Here is a 23,724-nt window from a genome sequence, read left to right on the forward strand (position 1 = left end):
GCCGGGACAGCGCGGCGGCACCTGCCGTCACTACGTGCGGACGAGGGAAGCCCCTCCCCGCATGTCCGCCGCCGTTGCCGGATCGATTTATGGAATAGTTGGAACAGCCCGTTCCGGGCGCGGGCGGCGATCGTGCGATTCTACCAAGCGCCGCCGCCGATCAGGCGCCGATCCGCACTACGGTACGGCCCTTGATCCGGCCCTGGATGTAGTCGTCGAACGCGCCCGGCAGCGCGTCGAAATCGATCGTGCGCGTCACCGCGGCCAGATGGCGCGGTTTCAGGTCGCGGCCCAGCCGCTCCCACACGCGCAGCCGGGTGGGAAAGCTCATGTAGCCGGAGTCGATGCCGAGCAGGCTGACTCCGCGCAGGATGAAGGGGAAGACCGTGGTGTGGAGATCGAAGCTCGCCGCGTTGCCGATGCTGGCCACGGTCCCGGCCTGCTTCATCGTCGCCAGCACCCAGTGCAGGATCGGCCCTCCGACGTTATCGATCGCCCCCGCCCACTGCGCCGCCTCGAGCGGGCGCACCTTGTCGAAGTCGATCTCCGCGCGCAGCCGCACCTCGGCCGCCCCCAGCCCCCGCAGGTAGTCGCTTTCGGAGGCTTTGCCGGTGAGCGCGGCGACGTGGTAGCCGAGCTGCGCCAGCATGTCGATGGCCAGGCCGCCGACCCCGCCGGTGGCGCCGGTGACGACCACCGGGCCGTTGGCCGGGGCCAGCCCGTTGTGTTCCATGCGCACGATGCCGAGCGCGGCGGTGAAGCCGGCCGTGCCCAGGGCCATCGCCTCGAACAGGTCCAGCCCGGCCGGCAGCGGCACGACCCAGGCCGCCGGCACACGGGCGTATTCGGCGTAGCCGCCGTGGTGCGCCACCCCCAGATCGAAGCTGGTGACGACGACCTTGTCGCCGGGACGAAAGCGGGCGTCGGCGCTATCGACCACTTCGCCGGCCAGATCGATGCCGCCGACGCAGGGGAAGCGGCGGATGATCTTGCCCGCGCCGGTGGCGGCGAGGGCGTCCTTGTAGTTGATGCTCGAATAATGGACGCGGATGCCGACCTCGCCGGCGTCGAGCTGCCCGGCGGTCAGTGTCGTCATGCGGCTGACGATCTTGCGGTGCGCATCCTGGTCGATGACGTAGGCCTTGAACGGGCTCATGCGGGCAGTCTCCTCGGTGGGGAAATCGTCGTAGGCCGGGACACGGCCCTGAAAACGATTATAGCCAGACCGATCGCCCGCCCCGGAAGGCGGCGGCAACGGCTTCGCCGCGGCGCGCACCCGACGCGGCATGCAGCGGCACGACGCGGGGGGTCAGGAGGCGGCGCGCGTCTCCAGCTCTTCCCAGCGCAGCATCGCAGCCTCGATCTCGGCGTCCAGGGCCTCCAGCCGCGCCTTGGCCTGGGCGACTTCGTGCGGGGCCTGCTGGTACAGCGCAGGATCGGCCATGCGGGCATGCAGCGCCGCCTGCTCGTCCTCGAGCGCGGAGATCAGCCCGGGCAGCGCGTCCAGCTCGCGTTTTTCGTTGAACGACAGCTTGGCCGGCCGGCTCGCCGCTTTGTCCACGGCCGGCCGCTCCTTCGCCGCCGGCGTTTTTTCCACCGCCCCCGCCCGCGCCGCGCCCGCGCTCCGCTCGTCGGTCCGGGCCTGGGCGCGGGCCGCCTGCACGCGCTGCCAGTCGGCGTAGCCGCCGGCATACTCGCCCCAGTGCCCCTCGCCCTCGGCGGCAATCACCTGTGTAACGACGTTGTCGAGGAAGGCGCGGTCATGGCTGACCAGGAACAGGGTGCCGTCGTAGCCGGCGAGCAGTTCCTCGAGCAGATCGAGGGTCTCGATATCGAGGTCGTTGGTCGGTTCGTCGAGCACCAGCACGTTGGCCGGGCGGGCGAACAGGCGGGCGAGCAGCAGGCGGTTGCGCTCGCCGCCCGAGAGCGACTTGACCGGCGAGCGCGCGCGCTGCGGCGCGAACAGGAAATCGCCGAGGTAGCCGATGACGTGCTTCTTCTCGCCGCCGATCTCGACGAAATCCGAGCCCGGGCTGATCACTTCGGTCAGCGCCAGCTCGGGGTCGAGCTGGGCGCGGAGCTGGTCGAAGTAGGCCACCGACTGCCGGGTGCCGCGGCGCACCGTGCCCTCGTCGGCTTCGATCTCGCCGAGGATGAGCTTCAACAGCGTGGTCTTGCCCGCGCCGTTGGGGCCGATGAAGCCGATGCGGTCACCGCGCAGGATGCGGGTGGAGAAGTCGCGCACCACCACCTTGTCGCCGTAGCGCTTGGTGACATGGGTCAGTTCGGCCACCATCTGCCCGCTCTTGTCGCCGCTATCGACCGCCAGGCTGACGTCGCCGAGGCGGTCGCGACGCGCCGCGCGCGCGCGGCGCAAGGCTTCGAGCCGGCGCACGCGGCCTTCGTTGCGGGTACGGCGCGCCTCCACCCCCTTGCGGATCCACACTTCCTCCTGGGCGAGGAATTTGTCGAAGCGCGCGGCAGCCTTTTCCTCCGCGTCCAGCTCCTCGGCCTTGCGCCGCTGGTAGTCGGAAAAACGCCCCGGATAGCTCGCCAGCCGGCCGCGGTCGAGCTCGATGATGCGGGTGGCGACGTTGTCGAGGAAGACACGGTCGTGGGTGATGACCATGACCGCGCCGCGGAACTCGCGGATCAGGCCTTCCAGCCACAGGATGCCGTCGAGGTCGAGGTGGTTGGTGGGCTCGTCGAGCAGCAGCAGGTCGGGTTCGGCGACCAGCGCACGCGCCAGGGCGACACGCTTGACGCCGCCGCCCGACAGGCTGGAGACCGGCGCCGTGGGGTCGAGCCCGAGGCGGGCGACGATCTGCTCGACGCGCTGGTTCAGGCGCCATGCCTGGGCCGACTCCACCGCGTGCTGCAGGTCGTCAAGCCGGGCCAGCGCCTCCGGGGTAGCGTGCTCACCGACGGCCAGCATCGCCGCGTGGTACTCCGTCAGCAACTGCGCAGCCGCCCCCAGACCGTCGGCGATGGTGGCGAAGACGTCGTGCTCGAGAAGGAAATCCGGCTCCTGCGGCACGTACGCCGTCACCATCCCGGCCTGCCGCCACACCGTGCCGTCATCGAGCCCCGCCTGACCGGCGAGGGCGCGTAGCAGGCTGGATTTGCCCGAACCGTTGCGCCCGATCAGGGCGACGCGCTCGCCCGCATCGAGCTGGAAAGCGACATGGTCGAGGAGGTCGACGTGACCGAAAGCGAGGCAGGCGTTATCAACGGAAAGGAGGGGCATCGGAGGGGCGCGATCGTCACGCGCGGGCGGGAAAGAGAGGTGCGGATTTTAGCCCCGCGCTGGCATCCGGGGCGGAATACCGCATAATGCGGCGCACAAATCGCGCTTGAACGCCCGCACCTGGCCCCCTGCGCCGCGGCGTTTCTCCAAGCCCTCACCGCAGCGCGCGGGACATCGATCACGCGCCGGCGCGGCAGCAAACAGGTACCCAATCGATGGAAAGACTCCTTGAACGCTTCGCCCAGCCCGGGCAGGACCCGGTCGCCCTGTGGGCGGCGCTGGTGGACAAACTGCGCCCGCCGCGCGCCAGCCAGACCGGCAAGGCGACCGCCAACCTGCGCACCCTCACCGACCTGATCGGCCGTCGCAGCGACCTGCGAGCCGGCCTGCGCACCTCCCTCGTGGGCCTGTTCGCCGAACGCAAGCAGGTGACGCTGTACGTCTCCTCGGGGCTGCTGCCGTCGACCGGCTTCTTCTCCGAGACCTCGCGCCGCATCGCCGGGCGGGTGCTGCCCGAAGTCATCGACACCGCCTACCTGAGGGATCTGCTGTCGGCGGTGTTCCACCGCAAAGACGACGAAGTCTGGGTCAATGCGGTCGCCGACGAGGTCTGGCTGGAGCTGCTCACCACCCTGGTCGGCCACGAAACGCCGATGTTCGAGGAGGACGCCAGCCCGCTCCCCCATGCGGTGGGCGAGATCCTCGAAGCGCTGCGGGTGCTGTCCTTCCACGTCTCGGCGATCGGCCTCGACCCCGAACTGGTGCGCATCGACCCCCACCTGGAAGAGCACGAATCGCCCTTCCTGGCGCAGAACAGCGAGTTGCTGATCTACATCCAGCACTACACCGACTGGTGGACCACACCCGGCGCGCTGATCGCCGACGACAAGCACCTGACGGTGATGCTGCACCAGTGCGACGAGATCCTGCAGCGCGTACGCAAGCGCGCCACCCGCATCGGCACCAGCCTCACCCTGACCTTCAAGCTCGAGCGCCTGCGCCAGCACCTCGAACGCATTCACGAACTGATCAGCCTGCTCAGCGAACTGCGCACCCGCCGCGTCATCGAAGACGTCGCCCCGCGCCTGATCGGCCTGTTCAAGGCCCTGGTGCGCGCCGAATGCCGCAAGAACGTGCTCACCGACTACTGGGGCAAGAACGTCGAGCTGCTGTCGCTGCGCATGACCGAAAGCGCCAGCAAGACGGGCGAACGCTACATCACCAGCACCCGCGGCGAATACTTCAGCATGTTCGGCTCGGCCGCCCTCGGCGGGCTGATCATCGCCCTCATGACGGCGCACAAGATCGTGCTCGGCACCCAGGGCATGGCACCGCTCAACGAACTATTGTCCTTCTGCCTGAACTACGGCCTCGGCTTCGTCCTGATCCACGTCCTCGGCGGCACCGTCGCCACCAAGCAGCCGGCGATGACCGCCAACGCGATCGCCGCCTCGATCGGCGAGGCACGCGGCAAGACACGCGACCTGGAAGCGCTGGCCGACCTCATCGTGCGCACGGTGCGCAGCCAGGTGGCCGCGATCCTGGGCAATATCGGGGTCGCCATCCCGATGGCACTGTTGATCGGCTTCCTCCTCGAACTCGCCACCGGCAGCCACTTCATCCCCCCCGACAAGGCTTATCGGCTGCTCGACGAAATCGACCCGCGCGGCGGCGCCCTGTTCTTTGCCGGAATCGCCGGCGTATGCCTGTTCATGTCCGGCCTGATCGCCGCCTATTACGACAACCTGTCGGCCTACAACCGCATCCCGCAGCGCCTGCGCCAGTTGCGCTGGCCGCGCCGGCTGCTGGGCGAAGAGCGCACCGAGCGGATCACGGTGTACATCGAAAACAACCTCGGCGCCCTCGCCGGCAACTTTTTCTTCGGCTTCCTGCTCGGCGGCGCGACTGCGATCGGCGTGCTGTTCGGCCTCCCGGTCGATATCCGCCACATCGCATTCTCTTCCGCCAACCTCGGATATGCCGCGATCGCGCTCGATTTCGCCCTCCCCCTGCAGGCCGTGGCCCTGGGATTGGGTGGCGTGCTGCTGATCGGCGTAACGAACCTGCTGGTCAGCTTCACCCTGACCCTGAGCGTAGCCATGCGCGCACGCCGCATCACCTTCGCCCAGGGGCGCAGCCTCGGCAGGCTGCTGCTGAAGCGCCTGCTCCGCACTCCGCAAGCCTTCCTGCTGCCGCCGCTGCGCGACGAAAAAGACGAAGCCGCGACGCCCACCGCCTCGAGCCCCCCCGCCGCAGGCGAACTCCACCCGGCAGCGAGCGCCGCGACAAGCGGGAACGAAAACGACAAAGCCGCCCCCGACAAAACCTGAGAGCCATCCTCCCCGCTCGATGGCGCCCCCACCCGCGGCGCCCTCGAGCGGCTGCCCGGCCGAGCCGCCGCATGCGCTCTACCGGGCGCCGTATTGCCGCGGGATGCTTGCCGCACTTGGTCCCGCACCGCCGAACCGCTAGAATGGCCGGCCGTGCTCGTCATAGTTCAACGGATAGAACAGGCGCCTCCTAAGCGCCAGATCCAGGTTCGATTCCTGGTGACGAGGCCAATTCACCGCGTCACCCCGTAGCAGAAAGAGCCATAAACCCGCACAGCTAAAGCCTTTGCGGGTTTTTTGTTGTGCCAGGCAGTGCCACCGAGAGGCACCCCATGCCGTCAAAAGTGACGGTATTCTTGACGGTATACCGCCAAATGGTTGACGGTATACCGGTTCAAAGGGTGCCAATATGCCATTGACAGATACCGCCATCCGCCAGGCCAAACCTGGCGACACGCCCCGCAAGCTCTCCGACGAGCGCGGCCTCTACCTGCTGATCCAGCCTTCTGGCGGCAAGCTGTGGCGGCTGGACTACCGATTCGACGGAAAGCGTAAGACGCTGGCGCTTGGGGCCTATCCCGACGTGAGCCTCGCCGCCGCACGCAAGCTGCGCGAAACGGCGCGCGAGCAACTCGCCGCCGGACAAGACCCCGGCACCACCCGCAAGCAGGCCAAACAAGCCGCCAGGGTGGCCGCGGCGAACTCCTTCGAGGCGGTGGCCCGCGCGTGGTGGGAGAAGTGGCGCACCGATCGCACCGAAGGCACCGCAGACGGGGCTATACGGTCGCTGGAGATCCACGCATTCCCGCGCATCGGTGCCATGCCGATCACGGCCATCGGCCCCGTCGACGTGCTGGAACTGCTGCGCAAGATCGAAGCCAAGGGCTCGACCGAAATCCTGAAGCGCGTGCGCGCCCGCATCGGTGAAATCTTCATCTACGCCATTGCCAACGGCATTGCTACCAGCAACCCGGCCGAGGGGCTGCACAAGGCCGTCATGCCCCACACCGAGCACCGCCGCCCTGCCCTGCGAGCAGCCGATCTGCGTGAATTCTTCATCCGCCTGGACGCGGTGCGCATCTCGCAGCCGATCAAGCTCGCCATCCGCCTGCTGGTGCTGACCTTCGTCCGCCCTGGCGAGCTTCGCTGCGCACAGTGGCCCGAGTTCGACCTCGAGGCCGGCGTGTGGACCGTGCCCGCTGAGCGCGACCGCACCCGCGGGCTGACCGGCATGAAGATGCGCGAGGAACACATCGTGCCGCTATCGCGCCAGGCGGTGGCGGTCCTGCGCGAGCTGCAGGACCACTCCGGTGGGCGCGACCTGCTCTTCCCGAATCGCAACGGCCAGGGCCGCCCGATCAGCGACGGCACGATCAACAGCGCCCTTCGGGCCATGGGCTACCAGACACACGAAGTGACCGGCGCCGGCTTCCGCGCCACCGCGACCGGCGCGCTGCTGGAGCTGGGCTACCGCCCCGACGTGATCGACAAGCAGCTCGCCCACCGCGAGCGCAAGCAGGTGTTCGCCGCGTACAGCCACCATGCGCAATTCCTGCCCGAGCGCACGAAGATGATGCAGGCCTGGGCGGACCACCTGGACGCGCTCCGAAAGGGCGCGAGGATCATCCCGTTCCCGGAAACGGCGGCGGGGTAATCACTACCGGGCTTGATGATCGGAACGCTACGCTATACACTTCACCATGATCAAGAGCTTCGAGCACAAGGGACTGAAAGCCTTCTTCGAGACCGGCAGCAAGGCGGGCATCCAGCCCCATCACGCGGCCAGGCTCGCGCGGCAACTCGCCAGGCTCGATCTATCGCGCCGGCCCGAGGACATGAACGTGCCCGGCTGGCGGCTACACCCCTTGGAGGGAAAGCTCGCCGGTCACTACGCCATCACCGTCAATGGTAACTGGCGCATGACGTTTCAGTTCGAGGGCGAAGATGCCGTCCTCGTCGATTATCAGGACTACCACTGAGAGGGAGCGAAATGAGCACCATGCACAACCCGCCGCATCCCGGCGAGACGCTGCGAGAGGACGTGCTGCTCGAACTCGGACTGACCGTCACCGAAGCGGCCGCCCAGCTCGGGGTGACGCGCGCGGCGCTATCACGCGTGCTGAACTGCCGTGCGGCCATCTCCCCTGAAATGGCCCTGCGCCTCGAAGGATGGCTCGGCGTCGAGAACGGCGGGCGGGCGGATCTGTGGCTCGCGCAGCAGTCCGCGTATGACCTGTGGAAAGTCCGAAGCGCCGGCATGCCGGCGGTGCAACGAGCCCCGGAGCGGCGGACCGCCTGAGCCTGAGCAAGCGCGTTCATCGCGAGGGCAAGGTGATGATGCTGGCTTGGGCGTGTTGCCCGGCACGGAAGCGGAGGCCGAGTCGCCTGCCGGACGTGACCAGACTCATGCGCGGATGTATGCTTCGCCTCCGAATTCGGGGGAACGACGCGCTCCCAGGGCATTCTCCAAAGTATCGTAAAGAGCCGAATTCACCAGCACCTCACCACCACTGGAAGATGATCCGCTTCTAGATTCCTGGTGACGAGGCCAATTCACCGTGCCACCGAATCCGCAAACGCCCGGCACCCCCCAGCCGAACGCTTTTCCGGATCCTCGCACCTCTCATCCTTTCCGCATGCCACGCCTCCGACATGTGCTGTTCGATCTCGACGGCACCCTGATCGACTCCGCGCCGGCGATCCTCGCCAGCTATCGTGACGCCTTCGAGGTCGCAGGGCGCGAGCCCGCATGTCCGATCGATGCATCGATCATCGGTCCGCCGCTGACCGAAACGCTGGAACGGCTCGCCGGCGACCGCGACAAGGAGCTGATCGACCATCTGGCGGAACAATTCAAGCAGAGCTACGACCGTTCCGGATACCGCCAAACGAGCGCCTTCGACGGCATCCCGGCAATGCTCGCCCGCCTCAAGGATGGCGGGCTGTCGATGTCCATCGCGACCAACAAACGGCTCCACCCCACCCGCCTGATTCTTCGCCACCTCGGGTGGGAGGATCACTTCGATGCCGTATACGCGCTCGACCTCTTCGAGCCTCGCCTGCCCGACAAGGCCACGATGATCGCCCGCCTGCTCACCGACCGCCGCATCGACCCCACCAGCGCGGTGTACGTCGGCGACCGCGACGAAGACGGCCGCTCGGCTGACGCCAACCACCTCCCTTTCCTTGCCGCAACCTGGGGTTATGGCAGCCTTTCGGCGGCCGAAATGGCCCCCCACTGGCGCGCCTTCGAAAGCCCCGCGGCGCTGGCCGACGCGCTTCTCGGCTGCGGCTGAGCCCATTCCCCCCTGCGCAGGCGGCCCCTGTCAGCGCGACATCGGCCGCGTCCCACGCCCTACTCGCCCACCTTCCCCCGCCCCGCCTTCACCGATGCGCGCCGCGCCTTGCCCTCCAGGCGCCGGGTCACCGAAGCGCGCGTCGGCCGGGTGGCGCGGCGGGTCTTGGGCGGTGTCGCGACGCGGTTGATCAGCTCTTCCAACCGCCGCAGCGCCTCGGCGCGGTTCTTCTCCAGGCTGCGGAATTTCTGCGCCTTGATGATCACGACGCCATCCTTGCTGATGCGCTGGTCGCCCAGTTGCAGCAGCCGCACCCGGATTTCCTCCGGCAAGGAGGAAGCGGCGACGTCGAAGCGCAGATGCACCGCATTCGATACCTTGTTGACGTTCTGCCCGCCCGCACCCTGGGCGCGGATCGCGCTGATCTCGACTTCGTCGGGCGACACGGTGACGTGGGGGCGCATCGGTATCCGCCTTGCGGTTCAGGCGTTGGCTGCCGCCGCCCGGCCGGCCTGGCGCGCCGCTTCTTCCCTGCGCGCCGCCTCGATGATCTGCATCACTTCGTCGACATCGGCGCATCCTTCTTCCGCCCGGAAGACCCCGGTGAGCGCACTCTCGGGCTGCAGCTTGCCGGATTCGTACAGCGCCCAGATCTCCTTGCCGTAATCGGTGTCGCGCAGCTCGGGGGCGAACTGGCCGAAGTAGGCGGCGAGGTTGTCGACGTCGCGCTCGAGCATGGCGCGGGCGTTGTTGTTGGCCGCGGCGTCGACCGCCTGCGGCAGATCGATGATCACCGGTCCGTCACAGTCGATGAGGACGTTGTATTCGGACAGATCGCCATGGACGATGCCGGCACAGAGCATGCGCACGACCTGGCGCACGAGATCGCCGTGGAAGCGCCGCGCATCCGCCGCGCTGAGCACGACGTCGTTGAGCCGCGGTGCCGGTTCGCCGTCCTCATCGGTCACCAGTTCCATCAGCAGCACGCCCTCGTGAAAGTCGTACGGCGTGGGCACGCGCACGCCCGCCGCGGCGAGCAGGCGCAGGGCGTCGACCTCGGCGTGCTGCCACGCCGCTTCCTGTTCCTGCCGCCCGTAGCGCGAGCCCTTGGCCATCGCCCGCGCCTGACGGCTGTTCTTGACCTTGCGCCCTTCGGTGTAGTCGGCCGCCTTGTGGAAACCGCGCTTGTTGGCTTCCTTGTACACCTTGGCGCAGCGCAGCGTGTCGCCACACTGGACGACATAGACCGTGGCTTCCTTGCCGCTCATCAGTTGCCGGATTGCGGCGTCGACGAGGCCGTCGGCGACCAGCGGTTCGATTCTGCGCGGAATTTTCATGTGTTAGGGGTGCTCCTCGGCACCTTGCTGTTGGTCGCAGCCGCCGGCCGGGAGCCGGTGCGCAGCGTCTCAAGATACAGCGCCTCCACCTGTTCGCGTGCCCACTGCGTGCGGCGCAGGAACTTGAGGCTGGAGGGGAGGCTCGGCTCGTGGTTGAAGCAGCGGATGTCGATCCGCCGCCCGAGTTCAGCCCAGCCGAAGCGCGCCACCAGTTCGGTCAGGATGCGCTCCAGGGTGAGGCCATGCAGCGGATTGTTGGGTTGGGGTGTTGTCATCGGGTTCTCTCGCTTCGGGGCGGGCGGTGGTGTGAATCGATTGCAGCAGGGCGTGGCGCGCAGCGCAAGTACGGCCGGGCCTGCTCACGGCATCAGTCCGGTCACGGTCGCCCTCGTCCGCCGCGGCGCGTTTCGAACATGCCTTCGTAAGCCAGCTTCTTCGAACGGGCCGCCTCGCGCGATTGCCGGTTATTTTCACGTTAAACGGCAGCTTTGGTAAAAAATCGGCGGCGGCTGAGGCCGAGAAGCCGGCTCACCCCGCCCCAACCATCTTCAGCAACTGCTGCCGAATTTCCCCCACCCCCACCGCAAGATCCACCGTCGCAAACCGAATCCGCTGCCCCTGGATCAGCACCGTCTCGTCGACCGTCTCCCCAACCGCTGGGTGCAGCAGCAGCCCGCTCGCCCGATCCGCCATCGGATCACCCTGCCCCACCTGCGAGCGCAGGTAGGCGTAGATCTGGTACACGTAGCCGCTGCGCAGCGTTTCCTCGCGATACCAGCCGCGGGTAACGATGGCGTTGAACTTGGTGTCGATGACGATGCGCCGGCCCGTCGCCGGATGGTCGAGCACGATGTCGGTGCGCATCGAAGGCAGGATGCGGTCGATGCCGGCGGTTTTGTCCTCGATCTGCCAGCCCAGCTGGCCGCCGCACTTCACCTTCCAGCCCTGCGGGCTCAGCGTCACGGCGTAGAAGCCGCCCACGGCGCGCTCGAACAGGCGGCGCACCCAGGCAAGCTCCCGGCCCGGCAGCACGAGCAGGTTTGCACCCGAGGCTTCGGTCGGCAGGGCGAGGTCGAACGCCAGTTGGGCGGCGGCGACCATGATGCAGTCTTCCGCGTCGTTGCGGCCGAAGCGATCGGTGCTCATCTGGGCGCGCGTCGGCGCCTGGCCCGAGACGCCCATGGCTTTCATTCCGTTCGCCAAGGCGCGGCAGCGGTGGGCGAGGTCTTTCCGGCTCACGATGCGGGCGATCGATTCCAGCGCCGCCCGCACGAAGCGATTACGCGGGGTGTCGATGCTCAACTCATCGAAGCGGCAAGCGACCAGGCCACGCGACAGCAGTTGGTAGCGCTCGGTGCGCAGCACGTCGATGCGGCCACGGACGCGGTTGAGCACTTCGTCGCGGGCACGATAGCCCAAGCTCAGGCAGCGGCGCTGGCGCTCCTCGACGGCGTGCGCGAGCAGCTCCGCAACGAGATCGGGAAGATCGTCCGGGTTGTCCTCCAGCTCGACGGCCTTCGTGCCGCCGCTGCGGAACAGGTCGGACGCATAGAGCATCAGCAGCCACAGGTTGCGGACCGGGATGCGGCCGATGTAGCCCACCTCCCCCGGCGCCGCGCTTGCCGCGCTTGCGGCCGCGGCCGTCATCACCAGCCCTGAGTCAGCCGTGCCGTCGCCTGCTCGGCTTCGGCCGGCGCGTCGAACCAGTACTCGTCGAGCAGCGGACCGATCTCGGTGGCGACGACCTGGCGGAACCACTTGCGCGTGTCGCCCAGCTCCAGGCGGTGGGCCGGCGTTACGTAGCTGTGCCCGATCTGGAACTGCTTGCCCAGGCGCGCATCGGCGGCGATCGTGTCCTTCAGCTCGGTGATGCGGTGCTCGATGTCCGCCACCAGCGCCGAATCGACCCCGCAGGCGTCGACGACCCACTTCCGCCACGCTGCGCCCAATCGCGGCTCGAGGCCGACGAAGGCGAAGCGGCGGCGCAGCGCGAGGTCGACCAAGGCGAGCGAACGGTCGGCGATGTTCATGGTGCCGATCACGTAGAGGTTTTCGGGGATGTGGACCGGACGCCGCTTGCCGTCTGCATCCGGATAGCACAGCTCCAGCGCCTCGCTCGGCGTGCGCTTGCCGGCTTCGAGCAAGGTCAGCAGCTCGCCGAAGATCTGCGCCGGGTTGCCGCGATTGATCTCCTCGATGACCACGACGTACTTCGCCGACGGTTCCTTGCGTGCGGCGATGATCGCCTCCATGAACACGCCATCGGCCAGCGCAAGCTTGCCGTCGCCGGTCGGTCGCCAGCCGCGCACGAAATCCTCGTACGACAGGTTGGGATGGAACTGGACCGCGCGGATCCGGTTCGGGTCCTTCTCCCCCATCAGCGCAAAGGCCAGCCGCTTTGCCAGCCAGGTCTTGCCGGTGCCGGGCGGCCCCTGCAGGATCAGGTTCTTCTTGGCACGCAGGCGGTCGAGCAGCAGGTCGAGATCGGCACGCTCGAGAAAGCAGCCGTCGTTGAGGATGTCGTCGACCGAATACGGCACGATCGGCGGCGCGGCCTGCACGGTATCCGGCGGCGCCTCATCGCCCTCCTCTTCCGCTGCCCCGTCCGGACCACTCTCCGGCGGCACTGACTCATCCGTGGGCCCTTCGTACTTCCAGGACTCCAGCGACAACTCGGGAAAGCTGTGCACCGGGTAGCTGTCCTCGCCAAAGCGGGCGCGCAGATCGTCCATCAGCTTCAGGTAAGTGGCCGCATCGCACGGCCCTTGCTGGCCGCTGACGGGCACGTTGAACCCCAGCCGCTTGTTGAGGTAGTGCCGCGACTGGCTGTCGAGCGTCGAGAAGTCCCAGGGATGCGCCCAGTACAGCCCCGCCGACAGGTTCCACGCCACGCCCCACACCTGGGTCGCCGCGTCGTAGGCCTGGATGAAGGCCTCGCGCCTCTCCGGCTGGTCGTCTTCCACCAGCGCATGCCCCGCCACGAAGACCCGCCACAGCGCGTCGATGTCGCCCGCGCCGCGCTTGTCGGCGTAGCGGAAGAACCAGGAGCGCTGGTTGTTGAGCACCGGGATGCCCTCGAACGAGGGCGGCACCGGCACGGTGACGCCGATCAGCTTCGCCAGTTCTCCGGCGATCATCTTGCGATTGGCGTCGGTCAGGCCGCGATTGAAGGTGCCCATCACGGTGAACGGGCAGATGTCCTTCAGCGGGCCGACGCTGCCGTCGGCGAACTTGTCCTGCAGGTTGCCGAGGCCGGGCACGCGCGCGGCGATCTGGTGGATACCCTCGATCAGCGGGCTACGGTCATTCGCGTAGTCGAGCAGCTTCTCCGCCACCGCCTCGTAGAAGTCGGTCCACTGAAAGCGCAGCTTGTCCGGCGCGACGGTGCCGAAGCGCTCGCGCCAGTAAGGCTCGTTGCGAAAGCGCTCGATGTCCTGCGGCAGCTGGTCGAAGGCGAACGCGATCAGCGCGTCGTTCATCCAGTCGCCCGGCAGCACGCGCCAGATCGTGGCCCGGTAGGTATAGAAATACCATTCGCGCACCCCCTCGGCCGGCTGCCATTGCACCTGCACGCGCTCGCCGTCCTGCGGGTTGTGGATGATGTTACCGACGGCCTTGATGCCCATCACCGAGACGCTATGGCCGCGGTTGTCGAACGGCAGTCCGTTCTTGCGCACGTAGGCGGCCTTGATGGCGATCCGCTCGCCCGGCTGCATGGCGCGCACCAGGGCGCGCTCCTTCTCGGTCGGGGTGCGGATCTCCCAGATACCGTCCTTGAGGAAGCGTGCGGTCTGGTCGTCGGTGTGCCCGAAGCTGGCGCCGACGAACCAGGTTGTGGCCGAGGCGCTGGGGTGGGGTTGGCTGGTCATTCGTGGTTTTGCCCGTCGATCCTCGAACCGGTCAGCGGAAAGATGTAGGTCTTGAAATCGGCCGCGTCGACCGGCGCGCGGCGGATGTTGGCCGACCCCCAGAGGTGCGATTCGAGCTGGGCGAGGGTGATGCTGGGTTGATGCAAGGCACGTACTCGCAGGTGGGAAATTGGGCTGGATTATCGCAGATGAGAGACGCAGAACAGGCGGTCAGGCCTTCTGGCTGCCGCACAGACGAGGAACGACGACCTCCCACGCCTCGGACTTGACCGCGTCCATGTACGCGGGCTCGGTTTCCTCCTTGTATCGCACGACGATTCCGGCAACCTCGCACCTCCGTGGTTCGAGCGCCAGCTTGAAGGCCTTTGCAGTGCGTCCGACCATGTTGCCGCGCAGGTCGAGGAGAGCGTAGCGATCACCGTCGGCGCGCAACTCCAGCGGATCGCCAAGCTCGAGCTGGCTGATCGCCTCGTGCACCAACGCAGCGGGACGCTGCCGGCCTGCAAAGCCGATGTCGACATCGCCCAGGCTCAGCACCTGATACTGCACGTCCAGCGCTGGATCATGATCGCCTTCAAAACGGCGGTGCTGTGCATAAGCGCTGAGCGTCGTAGCGAATGCGTTGCCGGGCTCGAAGTCACAAAGCGTCAACGTCTCCTCCGCTCGGGTCATGCCCACGTAATAAAGCCTGCGGACCTCGTCCATCTGCTCCGCCGACGCATCCCAGTTTCCATCCAGCAAGGCGACGTGGCGGAACTCGAGCCCCTTTGCCGAGTGCACCGTGCCGAGAAACAGCCCCGGGCGCGGCTGCTGCCGAATCTCGCGGGCGTAGTCGTAGAGCCAGTCGACCACCGTTCCCGGCGCAAGAAGGCAATCGCCGTACTCATTGCCGAGTTGGTCAAGCGCGGTCGCTAGGAAATCCAACCAGACCGGATCCGCGGTCAGCTGGCTGGCGTGCTGCGCTACCGCCGCAGCCGTAAGCGAAGGCACGGCAAGCGCACGCAGATACGCGACCAGGCGGACGAAGGGACGCTGCCGGGTAAGCGGCAAGCCGTTCTGCTTGTCTGCCGCAAGGAAATACGGAATGCCTTTGCGCTCGCACAAGGCCTGCACCGGCCACAGGTAGCGGTGACTGCGCGCCAGCACTGCAACACCCTGCCAGTCATCCCGCATCTCCAGTGCCCGCAGCCGGTCGAACTCCACGATTACAGCCTGGGCCTGGAGGTTGCCGCAATTGCGGTCTGCCGCGGGGATGCGAAGCCGGAGCACGCTGCCGCGCCGCCCGGGGTCGAGCACTTCCCACCTGCCTCCCACCGGCCCGACCGCACGCGCCGGATCGATACGGATGGGATGCTGCGCCTTGAGCCGCGAGGCATTCTGGCCAATCAGGTGATTGGCGGCGCCGATGATGGCCCGGCTGGAGCGGTAATTCTCGACCAGATAGCTGATCTGCGCGCCGAACTCTTCGCAGAAACGTGCGATGTGGTGGTTACTGCCGCCCCGCCACTGATAGATATTCTGGTCGTCGTCACCGACGGCGAGAATGCACAGATCACCATCCTGGTCGTCGTGCCGTCCAGCGAGCGCGCTGACGAGCCGGTACTGGCGGTCGTCGATATCCTGGTATTCGTCCACCAGAATGTAGCGATAGCCCTGCAACAGACGCTCGCGCAGATCGTCCTCGCCCTCCACCGATGCACGGCCTTCCAGCAGTTCCGTTGCGCGGTCGAGGACGGCATCCAGCTCGCCCTCTTCCACCTTGTCGCGGCGATCGAAACTGGTGCCGGTCAGCCGCATCGCCATGGCGTGATAGGTCAGCACGGTGATCCCGATCGCGTCGTTGCCGACCAGGGCAAACAGGCGCTTGCGGATCTCGTTGGCCGCATGCCGATTGAAGGTGAGCGCAATGATCGCCGAGGCCAGCACGCGCCGCACACGCAAGAGGTAAGCGATGCGATGCACGACGACCCGCGTCTTGCCCGAACCGGGGCCGGCGAGCACGAGCCGGTTTTGGTCCCGGTGGTCTGCGACGATGGCCTTCTGCGTGGCGTTCAGCACGTCGATAATCGCCTTCCACGAGCCCTCGCTGGTGGCGAGCTGCAGGATCTCTTCCTTGCCGGGGAAGTAGTGGCGCAGGAAATCGTCCTTGCTGCGGGTGAAGTAATGCATGACCAGCCGCAAGGCGTCGGCCATCTCCCTAAGCGCGATCTCGGCGTATTCGCGCATCACATGCACCTGGATGCGGCGCTCCCGGTAGTGCTCGTCGAGGCGCTGGAAGTCCTCCTTCACATAGCGCTGGCCCTGCTTGTCCGGGTTGATGTCGATCGTCATCGCCCGGCGCATCACGGTCATGCCGTGGTTGAGGGTCAGCACCTCCTGGTGGTGCAGGTAGAGCAGCACATGCTCCAAGGCCGTGAGCCGCTGTTCCGGCTTGACCGTGGTGGACAGTTCCAGATCCGCCGCGAGCAGATGCTGAAACTCGCCGAAGGTGGTCTGCACCAGCAAGTCCTTGCCGCGCTGCCCGGGCGGCAGCTTGCCGAGCAAGAAAGGCAGGACTGCCGCGGCGATGCGGCGCCGCTTGTCGCCCAGCCCCTCGACCTGCGACCAGCTGTATCCGCCGCGGATGCGCAGCTTGAGATAGTCGCGGTTCACCTGTCTGAGTTCAAAACTGCTGCGCTGCTGGCTGTCGCCGTCACGATCGAGCGCGAGACTGTGAAGCAGGCGGGAGACATGCAGGGGCAGCAGCTCTGCCTGGCCGCAGCGCTCGCGCAGGACGGCAGTCAGCGGCGGCAGGTTCACGTCCTGCCACGACCCGTCGTCCGCGTCCGGCGCGAGCTCTCGCAAGGCTTTGAACAGGGCCGCCTCCAGCGACAGGCAGCGCTGGAGGCGCTCGCTCGACGCCCCGGCAATCCCATGACGCAGGTAAAGCGTGAGCTGAGAATCGTTCTCCAGCAGGCCAAGCGCCTCGAGCTGCCTGAGCGCAGCGCTGACCTCCTCGTTCGTCTGCCCGGTCAGCAACATCAACTGGTCGGTATTGATGCGCTCGTCTGCCTCGGCTGAATACAGGTAGCGCAGGATCGCGCGGAATTCATCGAGACGCCGCTGCGGCAGGCGGGCGTTGTCGAGTCGCTTTGCCGCATCTTCCTCAGTCAGGCAGAGCTTGGCGGGAAAAACCTTCGTATGGTTCTCTTCTCGCCGCAGAAACTGACCACGCTCCAACCAGGCGATGGCGGTAACGACTTTGGTTTCCGCATCCCGGTCATCCGACTCGAAGCTGGTATGGACGGTCTCGTCCTGCAAAATTTCGCCCGCGGTGATCACCACCTGTCCGCCCTTGCGCTTGGCGGCTTCGAATCGGAGCTTTTTCAGGATCTGCTGGATGTCCTTGTAGCTCAGCCGTGAACGCTCGCTCAGCCCGAACTGGGTTTCGATGTCCTGCGGGTCGTAAAGCAAGACGCAACGGGCGTTGTCCTGGTCCCGCCCGGCACGGCCTGCTTCCTGAAGGTAGTTTTCCAGGGAGCCAGGGATGTCGGCGTGGACGACCAGGCGCACGTCCGGCTTGTCCACGCCCATGCCGAATGCATTGGTAGCGACAATCACCCGCAGGTCGCCACCAATGAAAGCGTCCTGGATGTCCTTCTTCTCGTGCGGCTGCAGTCCAGCGTGAAAATACCTGCAGGCCCAGTTCTGCCCGAAGAGGAAATCAGCCAGATCTTCCGCCTTCTTGCGGCTGGCAACGAACACCACCGCGCCGCCCTCATGCCCCCCGAGTTCATCGCGGAGTAAGTCGTGCGTGCGCGCAAATTTCTCGTCGGCCGCCACCGGAAAGACCTCGAAATGCAGGTTCGAGCGCTCGGGCGTGCCGATAAAGGACTTGAAGCGCACGCCCAACTCGTCGAGGAAATGCTTGCGGATGTCGTCCAGCACATCCTGCTTGGCTGTGGCGGTGAAGCACCCGATAGGGGCGAGCTCACCCCGACCGGTGAATTCACGGATAAAACGCGCCGCGTACAGGTAGTCCGGCCGGAAGTCGTTACCCCACTTCGACAGGCTGTGCGCCTCGTCGAAGATCCAGGCGCCGATCTGCCGATTGGCAATCGCCTTGCGAAAAGCCTTGTTGCGGAACTGCTCGGGCGACACCAGCAACATGCCCACATCGCCCAACTGGATCCTCTCCAACACGTCGGCGCGCTCGGGCATGGTCAGCAAGCCGTTCAACGCTGCGGCACACTGGACGTTGCGCGCCAGCAGGCCGTCCACCTGATCCTTCATCAACGACTGCAGCGGCGAGATGATCACCGTGAGGCTGCCGTTGCGGTGGTAGCGATTAAGCGCCGGCAGTTGATAGCAGATCGATTTGCCGCCGCCGGTGGCAAGCACGGCCAGGACCGGCTCGCTTCGCATGCCAGCCAGCACGATGTCGTGCTGCATGCTGCGGCCTTCCGCCTCGTAGCGAAAGTCGTCGAAGCCGAAGTAGCGCTTGAGTTCCCGCCGGGGGTCGTGCGTCGTACGGCAGTAGGTGCAACCGGGGTCGTCGCAAGGCCGGTCGCGCAACTCGGTGATCAGCTGTCCCACCGCCGGGAACTGGTGCCGCACCCAGGGTGCGAGTACCGAATTACCACCCGACACGCGCAGCCATGCCAGAACGTAGGCCATTGGCCAATGCAGCTCGGGCCGTCGCAAGTCGTCCTCGATCAGATCTTTCAGCCGGGTGCGGCACACCTTGAGCTCACGCTCGATCCCGGGATCAGATTCTGCCAGCAACGCCGGCAGACGACCGGCAACATCCTCAAGCGACAATGGAGCGCGCCGTGTCAGCGCAAACAGGAAATTACCCAACCCAGCCCCGGTACGCGGCGCAATCAAGGCCTGGTAGCACAGTAACTCCTCGGGATTCGCCTCGAACAGCTTGTCGAAGGCGTCCTGCTGGTCGGCGAACAATGTCAGCGTCGAGCGGCAGTCGGACAGCGGGGAGTTCAGGCTGTCGCGGATGAGCTTGTAGTCCTTGATCAGCCGGTGGTAGGGGTTCTGCGGAAAGGCGAGTGGCGACAGGCGCAGCGTGTCGATCACTGGAAGCTTAAACAGGGCAGAGTCCGGCGCGACCTCCCGCAGTACTGGCAAGTCGTGGGCCAGGACGTTGTGCCCGAGCACGAAGCTTGCCCCAGCGCACATCGCGTCGAGGCGGCCGAGCGCCGCATCGAGCCCCGCGCCCGTATTCAGTTCGAGCGTCTGATCGGTGTCCGGCCGTAGTGCGCCGATCTTGATGATTTGCTGCCGGCCATCGTCCGCTTGCGGAACCGTCTCAAGATCGAGGATCAAGCACTTTGGCTGGAGGGTGTGCGGTATCTGCGCCATCCGGAAATCCGTCGCTTGCCTGGGTTTGGCTGACGCGACCTGCATGATGTCGATAGGCGCGCTGCAGACGACAAACCGACTGCGAAAAGGGGCGGCAGACCACTGCGGCGCAGTCCGCATGATAGCGGCGCCGCTTTGCTATGCGCTTGGCAACGGCGCTGCGCAGAACAACTTTGCCACACCGTTCTAGCGAAATCCTGCCTTACAAAGAAAAACAGCGCATTACACTTCGAAGTGTGATGCGCTGTTTTTACTATGAATTCTTGGTGGTGGTACGTTGACGAATGCATACACGCTCTTGGGGCACATGAGTAGTCCTGGGTGCTTCGGCGAAGCGGTGGCTGGATCGACATGCTACCGTAGCTTCAGTCCGTTCGCTCTTCCACTGCTCGCACCCCTCGGCACTTCGGGAATGCGGCGCATCCCCAAAAGGCGCTGCCGGCGTTCGCTCCCTGCTTCGCGATGCGTCGCACCATCGCGCCGCCGCAGCGCGGACAAGCGGGCTCGGCTGCAGGCGCAGCAGGGACAGCAGGGGTAGGAGCCACCGCGGGGGGCGCGGCGTTGTCGACGGGGGCGCTCACCTTGCGTGCGGCACGCGCACTTTCGATCATCGACGCCAGCGCCGGGCCATCGATCAACTCGATGTTCCGCCCCTTGGCAAAGGCCTGAGCATCGCTTGTGAAAACGCCGGAGGTCACAACAAAGCCGCCCGCTGCCCCTTCGGCCGCCATCACGCCGAACAGTTCGCGGACGACGTTCACCGACACCTTGTAGGCCCGCCACTGCTTGCACTGCACGAGAAACGCCTCGCCGCCCTTCTGCAGCTTCAGGTCGAGCCGCCATCCGCGCCCCCGCCGCCGGTCTCGGTCACTGCGAACCCACGCATCCGGAAGGCCTCGCCGACGAGCAACTCGAAGTCCCGCCAGCCCATGTTGCGCAGCGCTTCGCCGGATCGATCGTCGGCCACGCCGCGAACCAGTCCCTCGCGCTTGCGTCGTCCAAGGTACGAGGCGGCGGCTCCCGCCAGCAGCAATAGCGGCACGATGTATTGCCCGTAGGTGGCGAGCGCCTTCGTCATCTGTCCGGCAACCATCTGACCCATCTGTCCGGGCACAATATTGGTCGGCACCTCCGCGATGGCGTACCGGTGCAGAACGCCGTAGGCCACGGCGGCGAGGATCGTCCCCACCCACCACGGCAGCATCGCCGCCAACTCGAACAGGTCTTCAAACACGCTGGTGTTTTTTCTTCTTGCCATCGTGTGCTCCCTTCTTTCGCCCTTTACTGCCGCACCGTCGTCAGCCCGGACTCATCGCCAAGGTGGATGAAGATGCGGCCTTCCGCGTGATCACCCTTGATCCGCAGCCAGCCGCGCCCGCTCGTTGGATCGTTCTCGTCGGAACCCTCCCACGAGAAATCGAAGCGTGGCGCACCGTCCAGAACTTCGACCCGCCCATCCAGTTCACCCTGTACCAGACCGAACTGGAATTCGCCGCTCAGATCCTTGCGGATCGTCATATGCGCGGGCACTTCCATGTCGAGGTAGTCGGCATCCCAAGCCTCCATCTCGATGATGCGCCACTCGCCCACGAAGGTGCGGCCGATCTTCTTCATTCGTCGATCTCCAGGCCGGCGTGTCGCCAGAGCGCGTCGAAGTCGTCGCCCACGCCCCAGCCCACGTTCTTCCCCATCCCGCGGACGTCATCGAGCCGGTCGAGAAAGGTCTCGCGCTGCGGCTCGGCCAGGCCGACCACGACCTTCAGCGCTTGCTCGAACATCCGCACCAGAGCACTGTAGTAACCCTCGTCGTCCAGCCCAAATTCGCTACTGAAGCCGATCGCCTGCTCGCAATAGAACACCATCAGCTCCGCGAGCCCCGCCGGCTGGGCGATGGCCTTCTTGTAGTCGGCGATCGGCTTTTTGGCCTTGGCGACGGAGTAGTCCTGATTCTTGTACACATCGGGGCACAGCCAGCGGTCGATGGTGACCTTGTAGGGCTTGAGCACGTCCTCGCCGAGCCCGAAGCGGGCGTGCAGGAAAATCTGATTGTCCTTGCTGGCTGCGTACAAATCCTGCACCAACGCGAGCAGGCCGCCCCGATCAAAGTCGGCCAGCTTGGCCTTGACGTCGCTCCAACTCGGTGTGTTCTTCTTCGTCGCCATTCCCTACGAATCCTTCTTCGTCGGCTTGGGCAGTGCCTTGGCGGCATCTTCCAGCGTCCGTACGTTGAACTCGGCCCCTTCAGCCTCGAGCAAGGCACGGCGCCGGGCGGCGAATTGCTCGTACTCGCCTTCGGCGTGTGTATCGGCCTGCTTCTTCGACACGCGTCCAGCGTACGGCAGAACCTTGCGCTCGTTAAAGGCCAGGAAGGCATCCAGCTTCTCTGCCCAGTCGTTCAGGAAGATCTCCTTGCGCCGTCGTGCCTGATCCTCAGCAAAGTCGAGCCACATCACCACGATGCGGTTGAGCTCGCCGATCTCCTGTTCGTTCAGGTAGTTCTTGGCCACGGTCACGTCAGCCTTCTGCACGCTGCCTGATTTCCAGGTCGTGAGGCCCATGTTCGGTCGGTCGCTATCGGCCCGCTCCAGAATCAGTTCGGCCGCTGTCTTGCCGGTGACGGCAAAATGCAGCTTGTTCTGGATGATGCGGAAGAACTGTGTCGTCTCGGCGAGAGACGGCGAATAGTCCGCGGCCATCGCGAAGATCTCGCGCACCCGCAGGTACATGCGGCGCTCGCTGGCCCGGATGTCGCGGATGCGCTCCAGCAGCTCGTCGAAGCGATCCGGCACACCGGAACCGGCCACCGGCGGATTTTTCAGGCGTTCATCGTCCAGCGTGAAGCCCTTGATCAGATACTCGCGCAGGCGTTCCGTGGCCCAGCGGCGGAACTGTGTGCCGCGCGTGGAACGCACCCGGTAGCCCACGGCCAGAATGGCGTCCAGGTTGTAGTGATCGATGCTCCGGCTGACCCGGCGAGCCCCCTCTTGGCGAACTATTAGGAATTTCCTAATGGTTGGCTCGGGCTGGATTTCGCCGTCGGAGTACAGGATTTTCAGGTGCTCGTTGATGGTCGGCACCTTGACCTGAAACAGTTCGGCCATCAGCGCCTGCGTGAGCCACAGCGAGTCCTCGACGAATCGGCACTCGACGCGAGTCCGACCGTCCTCGGTTTCGTAAAGCAGAAATTCGCCAGGTTGTGGCGCTTGGAGTTCGGTCATGTCAGGGCCGGCTCTTGGGTTTGGTTGTCGAGTTTGTGGAGCACCTTCGGGATGCAAGACATCGGGGCAAGGAATGCATCGAGGCTGCCGCACTCCGGCAACAGCAATCGCTTGTCCTTCAGGCTGAACGGCAGCACCCACAGCCGCAGCCTTGACGATTTTGGAAACTCGAACACTGGCAGCGCCTTGTTGAAGGCATCCGTTTTCGGGTAGGCCAGCACCACATCCCCCTGGCCATCGAGATAGTTCTGGCCGTAGGCGTGGAGTTGATAGAAGTCGCCCTGATCCAGGCCGTATTTGGCTGAACCCGTGGCCTGCTGGCCGTCGATCAGCTTCCACTTGGTGTCCAGCACCAAACGATTGACCTTCGACGCCTGCACCAGCAGATCTGGTTTCAGGCGGAACCAGTTCTGTTCAAGATGCCTGACCAGCGACAGGCTGCGGGCCTGCATGCGCAGTGTTAACCCCTGCCCAAGTTGCTGAGCCAGGTGCTTGGCGACGAAGGCCTCGAACACCGCCTCCATCGGAAACAGCAAGGACGGCGCATGATGACCACCCGCGCCGGTGAGCGGCGATTCGTCCTCCAGGATCAGCCGAGCCCATGCCAGAGCCCCATCGTAATGCGCCATACCGCGATCCAGCCGTACCCGCTGGAAGTCCGTGACGGGGTGTTCCGATACCGGCACTTCGGCAAACACAAAGCACAGCTCGCGTGCCAGTTGCTGATTGGCCTGCGATGCCGTCCAGGCAAGCACCCGCTGCAACGCCGCGTGCAACAAACGGTTTTCCGGTCGGTTGGGAGAGAACTCGTCGAACTCAGCGAAGAAGCGGTCGCGCCGACACAGGTTGTGCCGCAGGTGCGTTGCCATTTGCAGCTTGCCGCGCAGGGCAAGAAGATTGTCTTGCTGCGCCCTGTAATCGCTTCGCAGACCGCGCTTGACGAGATGCTCCACGGCGCACAGGAATTCAGCGATGAACACTTCTGCCAGGTAGCCGTCCGTTCGTTGCAAAGCCAAAATTGTACGATCCAGGCAAGAAATTTGCAGGTGGTCTCAGGGGGTGTCACTGTAGT

At 65.8% G+C, this 23,724-nt stretch carries 20 protein-coding genes and 1 tRNA gene; 6 read left to right on the forward strand and 15 right to left on the reverse strand.

Annotation, left to right across the window (positions count from 1 at the left end; all coding sequences use genetic code 11):
* Positions 1-160: 160 nt before the first annotated feature.
* Both Tharo_RS13175 and Tharo_RS13180 read right to left on the reverse strand, forming a co-directional pair.
* Positions 161-1,156 (reverse strand): oxidoreductase, encoded by a 996-nt coding sequence (locus tag Tharo_RS13175; protein ID WP_107221606.1) that lies wholly within the window; start codon positions 1,154-1,156, stop codon positions 161-163.
* Positions 1,157-1,309: 153 nt separating this feature from the next.
* A complete protein-coding gene (locus Tharo_RS13180) occupies positions 1,310-3,247 on the reverse strand; it encodes an ATP-binding cassette domain-containing protein (protein WP_107221607.1) in 1,938 nt (645 codons plus the stop codon).
* A gap of 215 nt (positions 3,248-3,462) precedes the next feature.
* Between Tharo_RS13180 and Tharo_RS13185 the strand changes: the two genes are divergently transcribed.
* The 6 genes from Tharo_RS13185 (at position 3,463) to Tharo_RS13210 (ending at position 8,873) form a co-directional block, all read left to right on the forward strand.
* Positions 3,463-5,577 carry a site-specific recombinase gene (locus Tharo_RS13185; RefSeq protein ID WP_107221608.1) on the forward strand — a complete coding sequence of 705 codons (2,115 nt, stop codon included), beginning with the start codon at positions 3,463-3,465 and terminating at the stop codon, positions 5,575-5,577.
* Between the two features lie 156 nt (positions 5,578-5,733).
* Positions 5,734-5,808, forward strand: a tRNA-Arg gene (locus Tharo_RS13190).
* A 178-nt stretch (positions 5,809-5,986) separates the two neighbouring features.
* Entirely contained in the window at positions 5,987-7,231 is a 1,245-nt protein-coding gene (locus Tharo_RS13195; RefSeq protein WP_107221609.1) for a tyrosine-type recombinase/integrase, read from the forward strand.
* Positions 7,232-7,277: 46 nt separating this feature from the next.
* On the forward strand, positions 7,278-7,556 hold the full coding sequence (locus Tharo_RS13200) for a type II toxin-antitoxin system RelE/ParE family toxin (RefSeq protein ID WP_107221610.1): 279 nt from the start codon (positions 7,278-7,280) through the stop codon (positions 7,554-7,556).
* Positions 7,557-7,567: 11 nt separating this feature from the next.
* Positions 7,568-7,876, forward strand: coding sequence for a HigA family addiction module antitoxin (locus Tharo_RS13205; protein ID WP_107221611.1), 309 nt, complete (start codon positions 7,568-7,570; stop codon positions 7,874-7,876).
* Between the two features lie 337 nt (positions 7,877-8,213).
* Positions 8,214-8,873, forward strand: coding sequence for an HAD family hydrolase (locus tag Tharo_RS13210; RefSeq protein ID WP_107221612.1), 660 nt, complete (start codon positions 8,214-8,216; stop codon positions 8,871-8,873).
* A 59-nt stretch (positions 8,874-8,932) separates the two neighbouring features.
* On the opposite strand, the gene arfB is transcribed toward Tharo_RS13210, so the two are convergent.
* From arfB to Tharo_RS13265, 13 genes are all read right to left on the reverse strand, one after another.
* Positions 8,933-9,337 (reverse strand): alternative ribosome rescue aminoacyl-tRNA hydrolase ArfB, encoded by a 405-nt coding sequence (gene arfB, locus Tharo_RS13215; RefSeq protein ID WP_107221613.1) that lies wholly within the window; start codon positions 9,335-9,337, stop codon positions 8,933-8,935.
* An 18-nt stretch (positions 9,338-9,355) separates the two neighbouring features.
* Positions 9,356-10,210: a PA4780 family RIO1-like protein kinase gene (locus tag Tharo_RS13220; protein ID WP_107221614.1), complete on the reverse strand. Its 855-nt coding sequence runs from the start codon at positions 10,208-10,210 to the stop codon at positions 9,356-9,358.
* Positions 10,207-10,485, reverse strand: a complete 279-nt coding sequence (locus Tharo_RS13225; RefSeq protein ID WP_107221615.1) for a VF530 family protein — start codon at positions 10,483-10,485, stop codon at positions 10,207-10,209. Before Tharo_RS13225 ends, Tharo_RS13220 begins: the two co-directional genes overlap by 4 nt.
* Positions 10,486-10,738: 253 nt before the next feature.
* Positions 10,739-11,857: a 5-methylcytosine-specific restriction endonuclease system specificity protein McrC gene (gene mcrC, locus Tharo_RS13230; RefSeq protein WP_107221616.1), complete on the reverse strand. Its 1,119-nt coding sequence runs from the start codon at positions 11,855-11,857 to the stop codon at positions 10,739-10,741.
* Positions 11,857-14,079, reverse strand: coding sequence for an McrB family protein (locus tag Tharo_RS13235; RefSeq protein WP_107221617.1), 2,223 nt, complete (start codon positions 14,077-14,079; stop codon positions 11,857-11,859). The genes mcrC and Tharo_RS13235 overlap by 1 nt, the downstream gene beginning before the upstream one ends.
* The gene (locus tag Tharo_RS17590) at positions 14,076-14,225 is read right to left on the reverse strand and encodes a hypothetical protein (RefSeq protein ID WP_159051704.1); all 150 of its coding nucleotides are present in this window, start codon (positions 14,223-14,225) and stop codon (positions 14,076-14,078) included. The genes Tharo_RS13235 and Tharo_RS17590 overlap by 4 nt, the downstream gene beginning before the upstream one ends.
* Positions 14,226-14,289: 64 nt before the next feature.
* Positions 14,290-19,398: a RecQ family ATP-dependent DNA helicase gene (locus Tharo_RS13240; protein ID WP_211309610.1), complete on the reverse strand. Its 5,109-nt coding sequence runs from the start codon at positions 19,396-19,398 to the stop codon at positions 14,290-14,292.
* A gap of 401 nt (positions 19,399-19,799) precedes the next feature.
* Complete coding sequence (locus Tharo_RS18180; RefSeq protein WP_211309611.1) at positions 19,800-20,231, reverse strand: restriction endonuclease; 432 nt, start codon at positions 20,229-20,231, stop codon at positions 19,800-19,802.
* 29 nt (positions 20,232-20,260) lie between these two features.
* A complete protein-coding gene (locus Tharo_RS17775) occupies positions 20,261-20,692 on the reverse strand; it encodes a restriction endonuclease (protein ID WP_211309612.1) in 432 nt (143 codons plus the stop codon).
* Between the two features lie 23 nt (positions 20,693-20,715).
* On the reverse strand, positions 20,716-21,048 hold the full coding sequence (locus Tharo_RS13250; RefSeq protein WP_107221619.1) for a hypothetical protein: 333 nt from the start codon (positions 21,046-21,048) through the stop codon (positions 20,716-20,718).
* Positions 21,045-21,596: a hypothetical protein gene (locus Tharo_RS13255; protein ID WP_107221620.1), complete on the reverse strand. Its 552-nt coding sequence runs from the start codon at positions 21,594-21,596 to the stop codon at positions 21,045-21,047. The genes Tharo_RS13250 and Tharo_RS13255 overlap by 4 nt, the downstream gene beginning before the upstream one ends.
* 3 nt (positions 21,597-21,599) lie before the next feature.
* On the reverse strand, positions 21,600-22,652 hold the full coding sequence (locus Tharo_RS13260) for a virulence RhuM family protein (protein ID WP_107221621.1): 1,053 nt from the start codon (positions 22,650-22,652) through the stop codon (positions 21,600-21,602).
* Positions 22,649-23,668, reverse strand: a complete 1,020-nt coding sequence (locus Tharo_RS13265; protein WP_211309613.1) for an McrC family protein — start codon at positions 23,666-23,668, stop codon at positions 22,649-22,651. The genes Tharo_RS13260 and Tharo_RS13265 overlap by 4 nt, the downstream gene beginning before the upstream one ends.
* Positions 23,669-23,724 lie beyond the last annotated feature (56 nt).

The sequence above is a fragment of the Thauera aromatica K172 genome, assembly GCF_003030465.1.
Taxonomy (GTDB): Bacteria; Pseudomonadota; Gammaproteobacteria; order Burkholderiales; family Rhodocyclaceae; genus Thauera; species Thauera aromatica.